Origin of the sequence: Shewanella marisflavi (genome assembly GCF_002215585.1) — a bacterium.
In the GTDB taxonomy this organism is placed as follows: Bacteria; Pseudomonadota; Gammaproteobacteria; order Enterobacterales; family Shewanellaceae; genus Shewanella; species Shewanella marisflavi.
In genome coordinates this window covers 2,596,447-2,614,403 of record NZ_CP022272.1, presented here as the reverse complement: position 1 = coordinate 2,614,403, position 17,957 = coordinate 2,596,447, and the positions used below count along the sequence as shown (strand labels likewise).

The following is a 17,957-nucleotide window of genomic DNA, read 5'->3' as shown; positions in this document are numbered from 1 at the left end:
GTGATTAGAAGCGGTAGCTGACCGACAACATAGGGCCAATAAAGCTGTAATAAAGGTTGTAGTCGGCGACATTCAGCTCATCTGAGCCATTACGCTTAAAATCGACATCGACCTTGTAGTAGTTAAAGGAGGCTGACATATGCCAGTTCTTAGTGATTTCGGCTTCGACACCTGCACGAATATCCACCAAGCTTCCCTTGATATCATCGAGTTTGATGTAGAAATATTGCGCGTGGGCATTAAATTTAAAGCCTGGGCTAAACTCATAGTCGCCATACAGGCCTACATCAGGCAGCGGGGCCGTTACCTCTTCATCGACAAATCTTGGGGTGGCCGTTTGTGCGCATTGCTGTAGGGTCTCACCCTTGGCGCAGACACCGATGTCGCCATCAAACGCTGTCTTGATAAACATGGTGTGCAAGCCAAGTGTCATTCCCAGGTTAAAGTTATTTCCCTGGTAAAAGTTATAAGCATAACCTAGACGCGCAATATCTATATTGAGGGTGGTTTCTAACCTGGCACCAGACTGAATATCGTAAACCTGATCGTCTAAGGTGACCTGAAAGGGCACAGTGAGTTTCTGTACCTCTGCTTTACGGTGCAGCTGTTTCCAATCGACATAGATACTGTGGCGAGAATTAAAGTGATAGCTTGCCTCAAAAAATGGCAGAAATTGCGACTCTTCTAAGTCTAAGTCTTCTTCGAAATCGAGTTTGAAATTATTACCCAGAAGTGGGTTAGTAACATCCATGCTGGAGTTAGAGTTGGAGTAGAAGCCGCCGACTTTTAGCATGACTTCGCTGGGTTCTACTGGTTTCGATACCGAATATGAGCTGTCAGTCCCTGCAGCGAATACCGAAGAGCTTATTAGACCTAAGCTTAATATGGCGACCGATTTAACCACTAACTACAACCTCTATCAACTAATAATTATAATAAGTTATTGATTTTTTTAGTAAGACTTTTTTACACGTAAATCATTCTAGCAGGATATTTTTAATTGTGAATGATTTGTATCAAAAAATGTCAAGGTAGCAGCGTTTTTGTTGAATATGAGAGTTAGGTTAAGTTTATTCTCTTCGTCTCAAAATAGGTGTCAGAGACGAAGAGAACGGGACAGAATTTAAAATATTAATGGCCAAATAATGAGTAGCCAGGTGAGCCCGCAAAGAGCCAATGCGATAAACACGGCTGCGGAGGCGATATCTTTTGCTTGACCGCTGAGGGGGTGGATCTCAGGGCCGATACGATCTACAACCGCCTCTATGGCTGAATTAAGCAGCTCGACGATTAAGACAATCATCAGTGTCATGATGAGAAGAATACGCTCAACAACAGTCACGTCGAGTAAGAAGGCAACCGGCAACATGAAGGCGACCAAGATTAATTCCTGTCGAAAAGCAGCCTCTGATTGCCATGCGAGTTTAAGGCCCTGGATAGAGAAACCTGTTGCCCTAAAGATGCGTTTGATGCCGTGGTTATTTTCCGGTTTCATAGGTGTCCATTCGTTACTATTGTTTTATTGGGTCCGTTTGTGGCGCAAATTGTGCTGTGTGAGGGGCCCTGTCTCAAAGTGGGCGCTAGTATAACACTCTCATAACCAGCAAAACATCAGCCTGAAAGGCTTTACGCTAAACTTAATCTTTGTCTTATTATCCATTTGCTCACGGAGGAGCTTATGCATTTCACTACTTATTATCTCAGTCGCTATCTTTGTCCTTGGTGGTTAGCCTTAACGATGCTGATGACGAGCATTTCAGCTTGGTCATTAGCAGATAATCTAGATGATAGCGCTGGCTCGACCGTAACAGCCTCTCAATCTGGCTTGCAATTGGCCGGTAGCAAGGAAGCTAGCCATCCGTTGTATGAGTATCTGGTTAGTGAAAAGTTCGATGGTGTGAGAGGTCGCTGGGATGGCGCTAGAATGTGGACACGCTCAGGGCACCCTATTAAATTACCTATTTGGTTTACTCAAGGTTTTCCTAACGAGCCACTCGATGGTGAACTTTGGATTAAGCGCCAAGGCTTTGAAGAGATCTCGGCCTTGGTACGAGATTCGGATGCCAATCCAGAGCGGTGGCGCGACGTCAAGTTTATGGTATTTGACTACCCGGCTATCCTATTACCCTTTAGCGAACGCTACGCCGAGGCCCTAAAGCGTTATTCTGAGCTGTCAGAGTTCCTTGAGGTTATCAAACAGAGTCGCATCGAGGGTCAAGAAGCGTTGAATCGAGCCCTGGCAGAGCTTGTCGCCCAAGGTGGTGAAGGTTTGATGCTGCATCATGAAAGCGCCCGTTACCGTGCTGGACGAAATGGCGATCTGGTTAAAGTTAAGTCTTATCAAGATGCGGAGGCAAAGGTGCTCGCTCATCTGCCAGGCAAAGGTAAGTACCAAGGCATGATGGGGGCGCTGTTGGTTGAAACCAGTAAAGGGATACGTTTTAAAATCGGTAGCGGCTTTAGTGATGCCCAGCGCCGCCAGCCGCCAGCCATTGGCAGTACCGTTACCTACAAGTATTATGGCTATACCAGTAAGGGCGTGCCGAGATTTGCCAGTTTTTTGCGCATTAGAGAGCCGCTATAGAGTAAAAGGAAAATTATGTCTTCAGTTAGCTCAGTACTCTTTGTCTGTTTGGGTAATATTTGTCGGTCGCCAACGGCCGAGGCGGTTTTCAGGGGATTACTTGCTAAACGTGGTCTCACTTTGGTTTGTGATTCGGCGGGCACCTCGGCCTATCATGAGGGGGAAGGGCCTGATAGGCGAGCACGTCTGGCGGGTGAGCGTCGAGGGTTAGATTTTAGCGGTATTAAGGCGAGGGGCGTGGTGGATGAAGATTTTGAACGTTTTGATCTGATATTAGCGGCAGATAAGGCTAATCTGCGTGAGTTAAGAGGGCGCTGTCCGACTCAGCATCAGTCTAAGCTGGCATTAATGCTCTCTTTTTTAGGCGAGGGGGAGCGTGAAGTACCAGATCCTTATTATGGTGGTGATGAGGGATTTGAGCAGGTGCTTGATCTCCTCGAGGCCAGCTGTGAGCAGCTATTGCTTCGTATTGCACCTTAATTTGAATGGCGATGAGCCCTTTCATGGCTCATCGCAATCTCATGGTATCGTCGCTCTCATTTGTCATTGTCGAGCGAAAACAGACACAGATTAATCGTTGTGGCGCACTCCTGAGCGCTTTAATCGTTCAGCCTCTAGCTTGGCTTGCTTCTCGGCTTCCTTTTCGGCCAGGATTCGTGCTACTTCTGCCTTCTCGGCTTCGGCCATCTCAGGGGTTTCCAGTGACAACTGGCCTATTTTACCCGAGCGGAATTCGTGCAGGAGCAGTTCAGAGGCCTTGTGCAGATCGATTCTGCCGCCCGGTCTGAGAGCGCCGCGCTTACGTCCAATGGCTTCCAGCAAGCCTATGTCGTCCTTGGGTAGCTCTTTCAGCTTATAACGCTCCAGCATCGCCTCTGGATAGGCTTGTAAGAAATACTCGGCAGCAAACATGGCTACATCTTCATATTCCATTGCCGTATCTTTAATGGCACCTGTCACCGCCAGACGATAACCACTGGCTTCGTTATCTACTTTGGGCCAGAGTATGCCGGGCGTATCAGAGAGCACGATGCCATTTTTCAGGTTTATGCGCTGCTGCGTTTTAGTGACTGCGGGCTCATTACCTGTCTTGGCAATTACTCTTCCCGCCAAGGTATTGATAATCGTTGACTTACCTACGTTGGGAATGCCCATTATCATGGTGCGAATATCTTTCTCGACGGTGTCACGATTGGGAACCAACTTACGGCATAATTCAGGTACTTTGCGTACTTGAGCAGCTTGTAAGGTGGTGATGGCCATAGCCTTAACCCCTTGTTCCTGTTCAAGGTAGTCAATCCATCGCTGGGTGATGGCCGGATCGGCAAGATCTGATTTATTGAGTAGCTTGATACAGGGTCTATCACCACGCAAACTGGTGACCATAGGGTTTTCGCTGCTGTAGGGAATACGGGCATCGAGCACCTCGATCACCAAGTCGACCTGAGGCATGACCTCTGCAATCTCTTTGCGTGCCTTGTGCATATGACCCGGAAACCACTGAATTGCCATCTTTGTACTCTATTTCTTGAAAATTTGGGGAGGGATTTTACCTTGATATGGCTTAAAAATCATAAATAAAAAGCGCCAACAGGCGCTTTTTATAATAGTGTATGTCGTCAAATAACGCCTAGTTCGCGTAAACGCTCCATCAGATAGCTATCGGCGGTGTAGCGCTCGGAAAGCACGACTTCTGGCTTAGGGTGGAGAAAGAGGGGCAGCGAGATGCGCGAACGTGTCTTATCGGCACCTTGAGGGTTGACCACTCTGTGGGTCGTCGACGGGAAGTAGCCGCCGGAAGCTTCTTGTAACATATCGCCAATATTGATGATCAGGTTGCCGAAATCACTCGGTACATCCAACCACTCACCGGATTTGGTTTGCACTTGAAGACCAGGCTCGTTAGCTGCAGGTAGCACGGTGAGCAGATTGATATCTTCATGGGCGGCAGCGCGAATCGCACCCAGCTCTTCATCTCCCGACATGGGTGGATAGTGCAAAATACGCAGCAAGGTCTTATGACTGTTCTCTATCATCTTTGGCAGCGCCATAGAGTAGTGGGCAGCAACTTCGGCAGGGGTGTGCTCTTCAACCCAACCTAATAACTCTTCCGCCAGGGCATTGGCTTCTTGGTAATAGCGCAGGATGTTCGCCTTGAGTGATTCTGGAATACGTCCCCAGGGATAGACGTGATAGTACTCTTTGATATCTTTAACTGTATGGCCTTTGGCGGTTTCTGATACCTCGGCTGGAAAGAAGCCGTCATGGGTTTCGGCTTTAAAAAGAAAGTCTTGTTTCTCATCGCTGTTGAAGAAGGCTTGCCACTCTTCATAGATCTTATCGACTAAATTTTTGTCGATTGGGTGGTTGGAGAGTACGCCAAATCCAGTTTCGCGTAAGGACTCGACGAATCGCTTGGCACTGTCTTGGGCACGGTAGTCTATTGTTTCTAATTTCATATTTTGTTTTCTTGTTATTGAACCCCGCAGAAAGTGTACCGCCGCGATCCTTTTAGGGCAATCGGGTGTGACTAAAATCACATTTATATTGTTTGATTAAGGAAATGAATGAGTTTTTGGAGCGCCATTTCAATACTACAATCAGCCATTAGCTACTAAACAGCTGAAAAAAGATTATAATACTGAAATAACCTAGTAAAATAGTGGGTCTTTATCTGCTGTTGTCTCTTTTATTATGTGATATGAAAGCGGTCTAGCCGCATCAGTGGTAGTAATAGAAGTATGGAAGAGTAAGAGTATTTAACTATGCGCAAATTAACTGAATTTGAAAGACATGTTATTGAAGATAAGGGCACTGAGCGGCCCTTTAGTGGTGAATACAATCAGCATGATGCGCCTGGTGTATACCATTGTAAGCGCTGCGATGCACCGCTTTACCTGTCTGAGCACAAGTTTAATGCGCATTGTGGCTGGCCAGCCTTTGATGATGAGATCCCTGGCGCAGTGAAACGGGTTCCGGATGCCGATGGACATCGCACTGAAATAGTGTGTCACCAGTGCGGAGGGCACCTTGGACATCTGTTTGAGGGGGAGTATTTGACAGATAAAAACCTTCGACACTGTGTAAATTCAGTCTCTATGGTGTTTAAGGGGGAGTCAAGGTCTCAGGCGGCCGACAGCCATATACAGTGGGCGACATTGGCGGGGGGCTGTTTCTGGTGTTTGGAGGCTATTTTTGCTCAGCTAAGAGGGGTTATCTCGGTAAAGTCGGGTTACGCAGGTGGTGACGCTACAACGGCTAACTACCGTGAAGTTTGCGGCGGTGATACAGGGCATGCCGAGGTGGTGCAGATAGAGTTTGATAGCCACATTATCAGCTTTGAAGAGTTGCTAGAGGTATTCTGGCAAAGTCATGATCCCACCACGCTTAATCGACAGGGCAACGACGTGGGAACCCAATATCGTTCGGCGATATTTGCCCATAATGATGTGCAGATAAAAATAGCGACTCAGATGATCAAGCAGCTCGCCGATGCCAATGTCTTCGATAAGCCAATCGTGACTGAGCTGGTAGCGTTAGATACTTTCTATCCTGCCGAGAGTTATCATGACGCCTACTTTGAGCATAATAGTGAACAGCCTTATTGTCAGATGGTGGTTAAGCCTAAGGTCGAGAAGGTGAAGGCCTTGTTTAAACAGCGGCTAAAATCCGGCACGGTATAAAAAGCAAAAAGGCGCAATCTGCGCCTTTTTGCTTAAGTGGATTTGCTTAAGAGTCTAACTTGTCGTCGGCCACCTTATAATGTGGATCTTCGATTAAGTTAACCTCTACCAGATCGCCAGCCTTGTGGAGTAACTGCTTACAGTCATAGCTGAGGTGACGAAGGTGTAGACGCTTGCCAGAGCTGACATAACGCTCTGCCAGGGTGTCTATGGCTTCTAACGCCGAGTGATCACATACCCGAGAATTTTGGAAATCGACAATCACATCTTCAGGATCTGTCTTGGCGTGAAACAGCTCTAAAAACTCGGCAACAGAGCCAAAGAAGAGCGGGCCATTAAGCTTATAGACTTTCCAGCCGTTAGCGTCTTCGCTGACATCGACATTGATATGTTTGGCGTGCTCCCAGGCAAATACTAGGGCCGAGACGATCACCCCGACAAATACAGCAAAGGCAAGGTCAGTAAATACGGTTACAACCGTTACCAGAACAATCACGAAGGCGTCATGTTTAGGTACTTTACGCATTACCTTAAAGCTGGCCCATTCAAAGGTGCCTAATACCACCATGAACATCACACCAACCAGCGCCGCCAGCGGGATCATCTCAATCAGTGCCGAGCCAAACAGAATAAAGGCGAGTAGCGCGATGGCAGCTGTGATGCCTGACAGGCGACCTCGGCCACCAGAGTTGATGTTGATCATTGACTGACCAATCATGGCACAGCCCCCCATGGCTCCAAAGAAACCACTGGTGATATTACCTATTCCCTGGCCGACACATTCCTTATTGCCTTTACCTCGGGTACTGGTCATTTCGTCGATCACGGTAAGGGTTAACAGCGACTCGATTAGGCCCACAGCAGCCAGAACAAAGGAGTAGGGTAGAATGATGTAGAGGGTTTCCAAACTGAATGGAATAGCCGGAATCGAGAAGCTTGGCAGACTACCCGCTATGGTGGCATTCTCTTCTCCCGTCATGGATTTTAAGAAATCCAATACATTTCGGGTATCGAGTTCGAAGTAGACTACGATGGCCGTTACGGTAAGAATTGCCGCCAGGGACGAGGGAAATGCCGTGGTCAGCTTAGGTAAAAAGTGGATAATGGCCATGGTTAATGCCACAAGCCCTAACATCAGCAATAACTGATCCTGCGGCAGCCAAGTTAATACGCCGTTGGCATCGGGAACTTTAAACTGCCCCAGCTGGGCGAGAAAGATCACGATCGCCAAGCCGTTAACGAAGCCTATCATGACAGGGTAGGGCACAATACGGATAAACTTTCCTAGTTTTAGCAGGCCACAGGCAACCTGTATGAGGCCTGCCAACACCACAGCGGCAAAGAGATACTGCACGCCATGTTCGGCAACCAGAGCCACCATAACCACAGCCATAGCGCCCGTCGCGCCGGAGATCATGCCGGGCCGACCGCCAATTAGCGCCGTCACCAGTCCCATGATAAAGGCTGCATATAGGCCTACCATAGGTTCAACACCTGCAACGAATGCAAATGCTACAGCTTCGGGAACCAGTGCCAAGGCAACCGTGAGTCCGGATAACAAGTCAGCCCTGTGACTGGCAGTTTTGTGACGAATAAGATCGAACATTTAGCCTCTGTTATTAGTTTGTTAGTTGAATGATTATCGGCCGCGCATACTAGCAAAATAGTTGCGCCAATAAAATAAAAAGCCATGCAATAGTGCATGGCTTTTTTAGTAGAGGCTAATTATACCCTAGGGACGAGCCATGTCCGAATTTGCGCTGTTGGCGCGCTTGGTTGACTCAGCCGCTGCCTCCTTCGCCGTTTGCTCATATTGGCGACCCGATGGGATCTCTACATGGGCTCTGGCTTCGACTTCAGGTTTGGTCATAGTCGAACTCACCATAGCACCAAAACGGCTAGTGGTTCTTGCTGCAACCTTATCTTCCGCTTTTGGCGATGGCGTACTCGCTTCAACTGCAGGAGCTGGTTTTACAGCAACCTTAACTTGAGGCGCTTGTACCTGAGCAGGCTTAGCCATTGGTGCTGAGGCCACTTGTGTTGCTGCAACCTGCACACTCTCGGCTTTAGTCACGACTGGTTCAGCCTCTGACTGTGCTGGCTCATTAACTGCACTTTGTGCTGCAGTCTCAACCACAACCTCTGTTTCAACAACTTTGGCTGCGACGTCAACTGATGGAGTTTCAACTTGCGCAGGCTTTTGCTCTTGTTTCGAGGTTTCTGCCGGTGCAACTTCAACTGCTGGCGCTTCAGTAGCCACTGGCTCACTTATTGGCGCTTGTTCAGCTTGGCTTTCGTTGACTTCTTCAACTGTGCTGGTCAAGTCTAGTTCTACCTGAACTTCCTCTTTCAGGCTAGCCTGAGCCTCCTCAGCTAGTGGCAGATTTTGTTGCGTGTTATCTGCCTCAGTTTCTTCTGCAACGGCTTTTGCTTTAGGTGCGCGGCGTTTAGGTTTGGCCTTTACTTCCTCTTTAGCAGCTTCGCCTTTTTCGTTGACGACATCAGCGTCTTGCGCTTCTGGTTGATTGGCAACACTCTCTTGAGTGAGCTTCTCTTGTACTGTGTCATCGACATGGTTACCAGTTTCTGTTGCTTCCTGCTCAACTGAGAGGATTGGCGCGGTTTCCACATCATTTGGAATAAACGCAGGTTCGGCATTTTGATTGGCTTCACCGTTGCTTTCTTCATCACGACGACGGCGTTGACCCGCGGCGCGTAGATGACGAGGGCTGCGGCGACTACGACGCTGTCCTTCACGAGGCTCGCGCTTAGATTCAGTATCACCCTCTTGGCCTGAAGCCTCGGTGGTTTCCTCTTCAGATGCGGTGGCCTCTGCTGGTTCAGCTTTTACAACATCAGCTTTTGCAGTATCGGCTTGGGCTTCAACGTCATCGACCTGTTTTTCAACTTGAGGTGCTGCTGTTTCTGTCTGCTCTTCGCCTTCGACTGGGGTAGTCAGCACTTCATCTTCAGCCTTAACTTTTTCCTGCTTTGGCTTGCTCTTACGCGGCTGACGCTTTTGACGTTGTGGTTTATCATCCGTCTTGGCTGTATCGGCTTCAACCTGAACAGACTTCTCGTTTGCCTGCTCGGCAACCTCGAGAGCTAATGCGGCCTCATCGGCTTTTTGCTGCTCAGTTTGTACGCGGACCTTACGGCGCATGTTACGGCGTTGACGACGTTCGCGAGCGGCTTCCTGCTTAGGTTGCTGCTCTTGACTTTCAGTCTCCTTGGCTTGGCTTTGCGGCTTCTCATCACGCTTTTGGCGTTTATCATTGCGGCCCTTAGCGGCGCGACTATCGTCATCAGGCTTAGCGCTGCGGCTACGCTTGTTGTTGTCGCTTTCTTTGGTCTCTCTGCTCTCATCGCGGCTCTTACGTGGGTCGTTGCGACGGTTGTTACGACGACTGTTACGGTTTTGCGCGTTGCGACGAGGCTGTTCTTTCTTGCTCTCTTCCTTCGGCTGTTCTTGCTCGCTGCTAAATAGTTTACCAATAGCGGTAAATAGCTTGGCGATGAGGCCTGGTTCTGCATGAGTCTTAGCCACTTCCTTCACAGGAGCAGGCTTTTCGCTGACAGGGGCAGCCTTAGCGGGTGCTGAGAAACCTTTTAGTGCTGGCTCAGGAGAGGCGGCGCGTTCAAGCTTACGGGGTTCGTAAAGCTTAGATTCTGGCTTCTCCAGTAACTTGTAGCTAGATTCGCTAATTTGATCATCTTTACGATGACGTGTCACACGATAGTCTGGCGTAGTCATGTTTGGATCTGGGATCACATAGACTTCGACATTGTGGCGCTGCTCTGTGATGCGAATAGCCTTGCGCTTTTCGTTAAGCAGGAAGGCGGCTACATCGACAGGTACTACAGCTTCGATTTGAGAGGTGTTCTCTTTAATCGCTTCTTCTTCCATCAGACGCAGAATAGAAAGCGCTAGAGATTCTGTACCACGAATCGTACCTTGGCCGTGACAGCGAGGGCAGAGGTGCGCGGCAGACTCTTCAAGCGATGGGCGCAGACGTTGACGAGACATCTCCATCAGACCAAAGCGAGAGATACGGCCTAATTGAACGCGAGCTCTGTCGTGATGTACGGCATCGCGCATTCTGTTTTCCACTTCGCGCTGGTGTCTGACGGGTGTCATATCGATAAAGTCGATAACTACCAGACCGCCTAAGTCACGCAGACGCAACTGACGGGCGATTTCGTCAGCCGCTTCAAGGTTGGTGTTGAGTGCCGTCTCTTCGATGTCACCGCCTTTAGTTGCGCGGGCAGAGTTGATATCGATAGAGGTTAGAGCCTCAGTAGGATCGATCACAATAGAGCCACCCGATGGCAGGCGTACTTCACGTTGGAAGGCTGACTCGATCTGGGTTTCAATCTGGAAATGGGTAAAGAGAGGCACTTCTGCTTCATAGCGCTTGATACGATCAACGAAGTCAGGACGAACGAGAGCCACGTGTTGTTTGGCTTGTTCGTAGATACGTTGGTGGTCGATCAACACTTCGCCTACATCGCGACGTAAGTAGTCACGGATGGCGCGTACGATAACATTACTTTCCTGATGGATCAGGAAAGGTGCTGGACGGTTTTGCGCTGCCTCTTCGATGGCGGCCCAGTGGTGCTGAAGCACCTTAAGATCCCATTTTAGCTCAGCTGCGTCTTTGCCTACACCGGCGGTGCGAACGATAAGCCCCATGCCTTGTGGCACTTCAAGCTCAGACATAGCCGCTTTGAGTTCGGTGCGCTCATCACCTTCGATACGGCGTGATATCCCGCCAGCACGAGGGTTGTTAGGCATCAATACTAGGTATGAACCTGCCAGGCTGATGAAGGTGGTAAGGGCCGCGCCCTTGTTGCCACGCTCTTCTTTATCAATCTGAACAATGACTTCCTGACCTTCTTTAATGACTTCTTTAATGTTAGGACGGCCTTGGAAGGAGTAGCCTTTGGGGAAGTATTCGCGTGCAATCTCTTTGAGGGGAAGGAAACCGTGGCGCTCTGCACCATAGTCAACGAAAGCCGCTTCGAGTGAAGGTTCTACGCGGGTAATTTTACCTTTGTAAATATTGGCTTTTTTCTGTTCGTGACCTGGACTTTCGATGTCTAGATCGTACAGTTGTTGCCCATCAACTAGGGCAACGCGCAACTCTTCAGATTGAGTCGCATTAATTAACATCCGTTTCATGATGACGTATTTCTTCTTAAAATAAGGTCATCAAACCAAGCTTTTTCGATGCATTACGGGCCCAGAATTGACGAGCAAAGCCTCACGGCTTGGGTCTGGGCAAAGGTGCGCAATCTTTGTAAGACGCAATCGCTGCGTGTCGCATCCTATTTATGGCTTATTTTTTAAAATCGCTAAAAACAAGGAATTCGTTGTAAAACGTCAACCAACCCCATAAATTCTAATGTGCTTTCCGGTAATGCCAAAATCGATATGTGCTCGTCTGACGACAAGTTAAAATTAAACTTCGAATTTGGGGCGCTATTCTTAGAGAAACCACTTTGAAATGTGGTATTCATACTGTGTTTAGTTGTTTAAACTCGTTTTCTCGGTTTATTTTTGTATAACAACCTGTAAGTCAATAACTTACTACTCAGTAAAAATATCTTTTAGTCTCCGCTCTTCGCGCTTGCTTTGGGCGATTTGTGAACACTTTATTCACTATTTATCCCCATTCGCGTGGCAAATATAGCAACAATCCAGAAAATCAGCAAATGGAAAGGCACAAAACTTCTTATCTGATGTACAATATGCGGCTTGAAAGAGACAAGGCGTAGCATGAATAGTCAACAAGCTTTAAACAAGGTCGAGTTGGTCACCATAGATGAGGACCATTTGGGCCAGCGAATCGATAACTTTTTAGTCACTAAACTGAAAGGCGTACCTAAGAGCATGATCTATCGGATTGTGCGCAAGGGTGAGGTACGGGTCAATAAGAAACGTATTAAGCCTGAGTACAAGTTGCAAGATGGTGACGTGGTCAGGATCCCGCCTGTCAGGATATCTAGCAACGAGGATAAGCCAGGTCCGAGTGCTAAGTTGACCAAGGTGTCTCAGTTAGAAGATCGCATCTTATTTGAAGATAAGGCGATTATTGTACTCAATAAGCCCGCGGGGATCGCCGTCCATGGTGGTAGCGGCGTCGACTTTGGTGTCATCGAAGCGATGCGCTCTCTAAGGCCGCAGCAGAAGTTTCTTGAATTGGTTCATCGTCTCGATAAGGATACCTCTGGTGTCTTGCTTATTGCCAAGAAGCGCAGCGCCCTGAAACATCTACATGATCAGTTGCGTTATAAGAAGATGCAGAAAGACTACTTTGCTTTAGTGCGCGGCGAATGGCAGAGCCATGATAAAGTAGTTAATGCGCCGCTACTTAAATTAACGCTGAAGTCGGGTGAGCGTATCGTGCGGGTGAACCAAGAAGGCAAACCTTCAGAGACTCGCTTTAAGATAAAGCAGCGCTATAAGGGGGCAACCTTAGTGCAGGCCAGTCCTGTGACAGGTCGAACGCACCAGATCCGCGTACATTGCCAATATGCGGGTCATCCCATTGCCTGTGACGATAAATATAGCGAGCAAAAGTTCGATGACGCCATGCGTGAATTAGGGCTTAATCGCCTATTTTTGCACGCGGCGCAGCTTAAGTTTACCCATCCGGTGACAGAAGAGATAATGCAGGTTAAGGCGCCACTTGATACTGTATTGCAAAAGTTATTGGATAAGTTGGATAAGGCATGAAACGATACGAATTAGTCATTTTCGACTGGGATGGCACCCTAATGGATTCGGTGAGTAAGATTGTTGCCTGTATGCAGCAGACCGCCATCGAGTTGAGCATGATGGTGCCAAGCGAATCATCGATCCGCGATATTATTGGCTTGTCTATGGATGAGGCGTTAAATGTTCTGCATCCAAGTGCCTGTCAGCAGACTCGCAAAGCCATGATCGATGTTTATCGAAAGCAATATTTACAGTTGAATCAGACGCCAAGCCCAGTGTTTGAAGGAGCAGAACAGTTATTGGTAACGCTCAAAGCCTCGGGTCATCAATTAGCGGTGGCAACAGGCAAAGCTCGCGCTGGCTTAGACAGGGTGCTCAACGAGACAGGTTTCGTTGAACATTTTATGGCGAGTCGTTGCGCGGATGAAGCTAAGAGTAAGCCCCATCCGCAGATGTTGCATGAGCTACTTGAGCTCGTAGGTGTGGCACCTGAGAAGGCGGTGATGATTGGTGATTCGGTGCACGACCTCAATATGGCCAACAATGCTGGCATAGATGGTATCGGTGTAAGTTACGGTGCCCATTCGGCGCAAAAATTGAGTGAAGCTAACCCAGTAGCCATTGCGGCACGGCCATTGGAGTTGTTACCCCTTATTACGGGTCAAGCTTAGTTTAGCCGTTTCTGCTTTTTGTTTCGGTACATAGATTTGTCAGCCTGGCAGATCAGTGCCGAAACGTCTCTCTGTTCAGGATTGACCCAATGACAGCCAATACTGGCCGCAAGACGTAAGTGCTCGCTTTCATGGTATATCCCTTCATCTAGCATCTGATTGAGTTGCTGGCACAGCTGGTTTAACTGCCTGTGTTTCTCTGCACTGTCTTGTGTTTTAAAACTATGCAGGATAATAAACTCATCACCGCCGATGCGCGCGACCATCTCGGCCTGAGGACAGGCTTGCCTGAGAATCTCGGCTACCCCTTGTAATACTTTGTCCCCGATTTGATGATTGTAGTTGTCGTTGATTAACTTGAAATCGTCCAAATCGAGATAGAGCACGGCTAAGCTTATCTCCTGCGGTGGAAGCTCGGGGAGTATCTCTGAAAAACGATTAAACAGGGCGAGACGGTTAGGTAATTTGGTCAGTGAGTCGTGGAGCGCCAGGTACTCACTCTCCTCTTTAGCCTTTTGCAGTTCGGTAATGTTGTGGGCAGATACTATGACCCCTTTGATTTGGCCGTTTTCATCCAGATGCGCATTATGATGCACATTTAAATATTGAGGCTCAGTATGAGAGGGTGGGTGGATTTTAGTCTGGGTGTTGACTGACTCGCCAGCCAGAGTTTTGTCCAGTAGCGGTTTTAAATAGTCATTAAAGATAGTTTTACCGTGGATCTCGCTGACATGTTTACCAATAATATCGCTGGCATCGCAGTTGAGCATATGCTCATAACCTTTAGAAACGACTAGATAGCGATAATCCTGATCGACAAAAGACATCATATGATGGGTCGAGGCGATCATCTCCTTATGCACAGATAGCTCCCTGGAGAGTAAGAGTCGTTTATATTCGATGCCGATACGCTGCGCCAATAATCTGAAAAATTCGCGGGACTTAGTATTCTCACGCTGGGGTAGGGTATCCATGACTAAGATATGTCCTATGGGGCGCCCCTCATCATCTAAGATCAACTCAGCCTGGTAGCTGACTGCGCCCAGATCTTTAATGAGTTGAAAATCGGGAAAGCGAAGAGGTAGATCGTTAGCATATAAAAGATGGGTGTTGGGATAACGCATCTCATAGATGGCTTCGCAGGGGGAGCCTTTTAAATCAAATTCAAACCCGGGAATGCTTTGTTTTAGATCGCAAAAGGCGACTACTTCGATTTTTCCTCGATGAGTCGAAGGCCGGGCAAAGGCTGCCCAACGACATTGAGTGACCAAGGCAAGCGCCTTGAGAGCGCGTTGAAAGAAACGCTCATCAACACAGGGCGCGGCAAGCAGAGCCAGCGCTTCTTCAAGATCAGTCATTACAGATAACCACCCAAATAAATGACTTCCTTGTCGCTGTTTATGTTATCAAAGTGTGATAGGACACTATCAAGTTAAACAGTTTTTCCCAGTTTGTGAAGTTTGAATTTGGTGTGTTCTGCTGGATATGTCAGCTATGCCAGTGTAAATCGCTGTCTAGGCATTGTTAGGTGCAGGGCTTAGCACATCCACACCTTGTCGTTGCAGCATCTCTGTTAAGGTAATTAAAGGCAGACCCACTAAGGTATTGGGGTCGCGGCCTTCGAGACGTTCAAACAGTGCGATACCTAAGCCCTCGGATTTAAAGCTTCCGGCGCAGTATAAAGGTTGCTCTGTGTCGACGTAATAGGCTATCTGCTGCGAGTTAAGTGTTTTAAAATGCACGGTAAAGGGTTCACAGATGACCTCGCTTGCCCCTGTGGCCGCATTATACAGAGCGAGCCCTGTATAGAAGGTGATGGATTTGCCTGAGGCGCGCTCGAGTTGGGCGATTGCTCGCTCTCTTGTGAGAGGTTTACCCACAATATCGCCTTGTATCAGAGCGACCTGATCTGAGCCAATCACTAGGCCTTGCTCTCGGCCATCGGCACCGGCTCTTGCTTTGGCCAGTGCAAGTCTTTCAACTAAAGCGATTGCAGACTCTCCCTCGCGGGGAGTCTCATCGACTTCTGGTGCGCAGGTATCAAACTTGATGGCGAGTTTCTCGAGTAAGGATTGACGGAAAACTGAGGTGGAGGCGAGTATGATTGGTGGTCTCATCGATTGGCCCTAAATTTCTTCTGTTATGCCAAGATTGAATGTCACAGGATAAACGTCGTTGGCAGAAAGTTTCTGGTGGCCATGATAAGCGATTTTATCCAAAAAGGGAGGTGTTAGCTAAGGCGACTGACCTTATTATATCGGCGGGTTTGAATATCACGGGAGTCAGGTGTTTAACCCGCTTGGCTGCAGACGGGCTATATTTAAGCAAGGGTGATAAAAAGCGGGTGCTAAGGCTGCGCGAATGCTTCTATTTTAAGCGTGTAGGGCTTGAGTATCCATCGGCCCTTGGGTAAAATTTTCGTTCCAATAATTTTTGAATTAATGATGGGTTTTATAGCTTTCGTTATCGGGAACGGTAAAGGAGATAAATTTTCCTTTGACTCAGCGTAATTCAAACTATAATATGCGCGCCTTATGCAAACAGTAAAGATACCGGTTTCAATTGATCCTATACGCGCAGCGGCCAGCAAGCTTTCTTATGAAGGCGTTGTTCCCGGTGTGCAATTAAAGCGATTAAATGAGTTATGTGCCGGCGACTGTTCCGATGTGGCAGTGTCGCTTGAATGTGGTGTGGATATACAGGGGATAGTCTACCTGAAAGGGAAGGCTGTGACGGAGCTCACTCTGAATTGTCAACGTTGCATGACGCTATTTACCACTGAGGTTACGGTCGACTTTTGTTTTAGCCCTTGCGGGTCTGAGGCAGAAATCGATGAGCTCCCGGATGCGTATGACCCTATTGAGTGCAATGAGATAGGTGAAATTCGTCTGCATCAATTGATTGAAGATGAATTGATAGTAGCTATGCCTTTGATTCCTATGCATGTTGACGACAGTTGCAGCAAAGGCGATCAAGATATAGTGGTAGGCGAGATTGAACCCGCTCAAGAGGAGCGTCCAAATCCGTTTGCAGTGTTAGAAAAACTGAAGAGCAAGTAATCTAGGAGACAGGTCAAATGGCTGTACAACAGAATAAAAAATCTCGTTCAAAGCGCGGTATGCGCCGTTCACACGATGCATTGAGCACTGCTCAACTGTCTGTGGATGCAACGAGTGGTGAAATCCATCGTCGTCACAACGTGACTGCAGACGGTTTCTACCGTGGTCAAAAGGTTATCAACAAGTAATCTGTTGATAGCTAATGACTAATCTGACGCTTGCGTTAGATGCGATGGGGGGCGATTTTGGCCCCCGCATCACAGTGCCTGCAACCTTGCAGGCACTTCGCTTATACCCCTTCTTACACGTCATCATGGTGGGTGACAGGTCGCAAATCGAACCTTTACTGAGCCACCTTGAATCTGACTTGCTTTCTCGTATCGAACTCCTGCATACCACTGAAGTGGTTAAGATGAGCGATAGACCCGTGCATGCGCTGCGTAACTGTAAGCAAAGCTCAATGCGTCTGGCTATCGAATTGGTTAGAGACGAGAAAGCCCAAGCGTGTCTAAGTGCCGGCAATACGGGCGCTTTGATGGCCATCTCTAAGGTGCTGCTGAAAACCCTGCCGGGGATCGATCGTCCGGCGCTGGTGAGCTGTTTGCCTGCGGTCAACCACAAGCCTGTATATTTGCTCGATCTTGGTGCCAATGTTTCCTGTTGCTCAGAAACTCTGTTTCAGTTTGCTGTAATGGGGTCTGTGCTGTGTGAGGCGGTGGATAAAAATCCTGAGCCTAAGGTGGCCCTGCTTAATGTGGGGATTGAAGAGATCAAAGGTAACGATCAGGTACAGCAAGCGGGGCAGCTGTTACAACAAAGCCCACAGCTCAATTACGCCGGTTTTATTGAAGGCGATGATATCTATTCGGGAAATGTCGATGTGATCGTATGTGACGGTTTTGTCGGCAACATTACCCTGAAAACCTCAGAGGGGATCGCAAGACTCCTCGTACATCAGTTGAAGAAAGGCTTAACTCAAGGCTTTTTTGTACGATTAATGGCCAAGTTAATCGCGCCGCGCATTAATAGTGTTTTAAATCAGATGAACCCCGACCACTATAACGGAGCAAGTCTGATAGGATTGCGCGGCATTGTAGTAAAAAGTCATGGAAGTGCGGATGAATCTGCCTATTTACAAGCAATTAGTTTGGCAGTGACCGAAGCACAACGTCGACTCCCTAAGATGATTGAAGAACGTCTTGAGTCGATCCTTTTAGACATAAATAACTGATATCTCCT

Annotated in this window: 16 protein-coding genes; 8 read left to right on the top strand and 8 right to left on the bottom strand. The window is 48.0% G+C overall.

Translation table 11 applies throughout. The features are described 5' to 3' along the window. Positions 1 to 4: 4 nt before the first annotated feature. Entirely contained in the window at positions 5 to 904 is a 900-nt protein-coding gene (locus CFF01_RS11420) for a hypothetical protein (RefSeq protein ID WP_033539554.1), read from the bottom strand. A 219-nt stretch (positions 905 to 1,123) separates the two neighbouring features. After that, positions 1,124 to 1,495, bottom strand: a complete 372-nt coding sequence (locus CFF01_RS11415; protein ID WP_088904870.1) for a diacylglycerol kinase — start codon at positions 1,493 to 1,495, stop codon at positions 1,124 to 1,126. A gap of 249 nt (positions 1,496 to 1,744) precedes the next feature. On the opposite strand from CFF01_RS11415, the gene CFF01_RS11410 reads away from it, so the two are divergent. Both CFF01_RS11410 and CFF01_RS11405 read left to right on the top strand, forming a co-directional pair. Continuing rightward, a complete protein-coding gene (locus CFF01_RS11410) occupies positions 1,745 to 2,584 on the top strand; it encodes a DNA ligase (RefSeq protein ID WP_088905938.1) in 840 nt (279 codons plus the stop codon). Between the two features lie 15 nt (positions 2,585 to 2,599). Beyond that, positions 2,600 to 3,064, top strand: a complete 465-nt coding sequence (locus tag CFF01_RS11405; protein WP_088904869.1) for a low molecular weight protein-tyrosine-phosphatase — start codon at positions 2,600 to 2,602, stop codon at positions 3,062 to 3,064. A 90-nt stretch (positions 3,065 to 3,154) separates the two neighbouring features. Here the strand turns inward: CFF01_RS11405 and ylqF are convergent, their stop codons facing one another. Both ylqF and CFF01_RS11395 read right to left on the bottom strand, forming a co-directional pair. Beyond that, positions 3,155 to 4,096: a ribosome biogenesis GTPase YlqF gene (ylqF, locus tag CFF01_RS11400; RefSeq protein WP_033539557.1), complete on the bottom strand. Its 942-nt coding sequence runs from the start codon at positions 4,094 to 4,096 to the stop codon at positions 3,155 to 3,157. 107 nt (positions 4,097 to 4,203) lie between these two features. Next, positions 4,204 to 5,043: an isopenicillin N synthase family dioxygenase gene (locus tag CFF01_RS11395; protein WP_088904868.1), complete on the bottom strand. Its 840-nt coding sequence runs from the start codon at positions 5,041 to 5,043 to the stop codon at positions 4,204 to 4,206. 306 nt (positions 5,044 to 5,349) lie between these two features. On the opposite strand from CFF01_RS11395, the gene CFF01_RS11390 reads away from it, so the two are divergent. Further along, positions 5,350 to 6,267: a bifunctional methionine sulfoxide reductase B/A protein gene (locus CFF01_RS11390; protein WP_088904867.1), complete on the top strand. Its 918-nt coding sequence runs from the start codon at positions 5,350 to 5,352 to the stop codon at positions 6,265 to 6,267. Positions 6,268 to 6,313: 46 nt separating this feature from the next. On the opposite strand, the gene CFF01_RS11385 is transcribed toward CFF01_RS11390, so the two are convergent. Continuing rightward, positions 6,314 to 7,873: a SulP family inorganic anion transporter gene (locus CFF01_RS11385; RefSeq protein ID WP_088904866.1), complete on the bottom strand. Its 1,560-nt coding sequence runs from the start codon at positions 7,871 to 7,873 to the stop codon at positions 6,314 to 6,316. A 126-nt stretch (positions 7,874 to 7,999) separates the two neighbouring features. Continuing rightward, positions 8,000 to 11,449 (bottom strand): ribonuclease E, encoded by a 3,450-nt coding sequence (rne, locus tag CFF01_RS11380; protein WP_088904865.1) that lies wholly within the window; start codon positions 11,447 to 11,449, stop codon positions 8,000 to 8,002. 597 nt (positions 11,450 to 12,046) lie between these two features. Here rne and rluC point away from each other — a divergent pair. After that, positions 12,047 to 13,006, top strand: coding sequence for a 23S rRNA pseudouridine(955/2504/2580) synthase RluC (gene rluC, locus CFF01_RS11375; protein WP_088904864.1), 960 nt, complete (start codon positions 12,047 to 12,049; stop codon positions 13,004 to 13,006). Beyond that, the gene (locus CFF01_RS11370) at positions 13,003 to 13,659 is read left to right on the top strand and encodes an HAD family hydrolase (protein ID WP_033539563.1); all 657 of its coding nucleotides are present in this window, start codon (positions 13,003 to 13,005) and stop codon (positions 13,657 to 13,659) included. Before rluC ends, CFF01_RS11370 begins: the two co-directional genes overlap by 4 nt. Here CFF01_RS11370 and CFF01_RS11365 read toward each other — a convergent pair. Both CFF01_RS11365 and CFF01_RS11360 read right to left on the bottom strand, forming a co-directional pair. After that, the gene (locus tag CFF01_RS11365) at positions 13,656 to 15,017 is read right to left on the bottom strand and encodes a diguanylate cyclase domain-containing protein (protein ID WP_088904863.1); all 1,362 of its coding nucleotides are present in this window, start codon (positions 15,015 to 15,017) and stop codon (positions 13,656 to 13,658) included. The genes CFF01_RS11370 and CFF01_RS11365 overlap by 4 nt on opposite strands. A gap of 156 nt (positions 15,018 to 15,173) precedes the next feature. Continuing rightward, positions 15,174 to 15,776 (bottom strand): Maf family protein, encoded by a 603-nt coding sequence (locus tag CFF01_RS11360; RefSeq protein WP_088904862.1) that lies wholly within the window; start codon positions 15,774 to 15,776, stop codon positions 15,174 to 15,176. Between the two features lie 417 nt (positions 15,777 to 16,193). On the opposite strand from CFF01_RS11360, the gene yceD reads away from it, so the two are divergent. From yceD to plsX, 3 genes are read left to right on the top strand one after another with little or no spacing between them, the layout of a single operon-like run. Continuing rightward, on the top strand, positions 16,194 to 16,718 hold the full coding sequence (yceD, locus tag CFF01_RS11350; protein WP_033539567.1) for a 23S rRNA accumulation protein YceD: 525 nt from the start codon (positions 16,194 to 16,196) through the stop codon (positions 16,716 to 16,718). Positions 16,719 to 16,735: 17 nt separating this feature from the next. Then, on the top strand, positions 16,736 to 16,906 hold the full coding sequence (rpmF, locus tag CFF01_RS11345; protein WP_033539568.1) for a 50S ribosomal protein L32: 171 nt from the start codon (positions 16,736 to 16,738) through the stop codon (positions 16,904 to 16,906). Positions 16,907 to 16,920: 14 nt separating this feature from the next. Next, entirely contained in the window at positions 16,921 to 17,949 is a 1,029-nt protein-coding gene (plsX, locus tag CFF01_RS11340) for a phosphate acyltransferase PlsX (RefSeq protein ID WP_033539569.1), read from the top strand. The last annotated feature ends 8 nt before the right edge of the window (positions 17,950 to 17,957 follow it).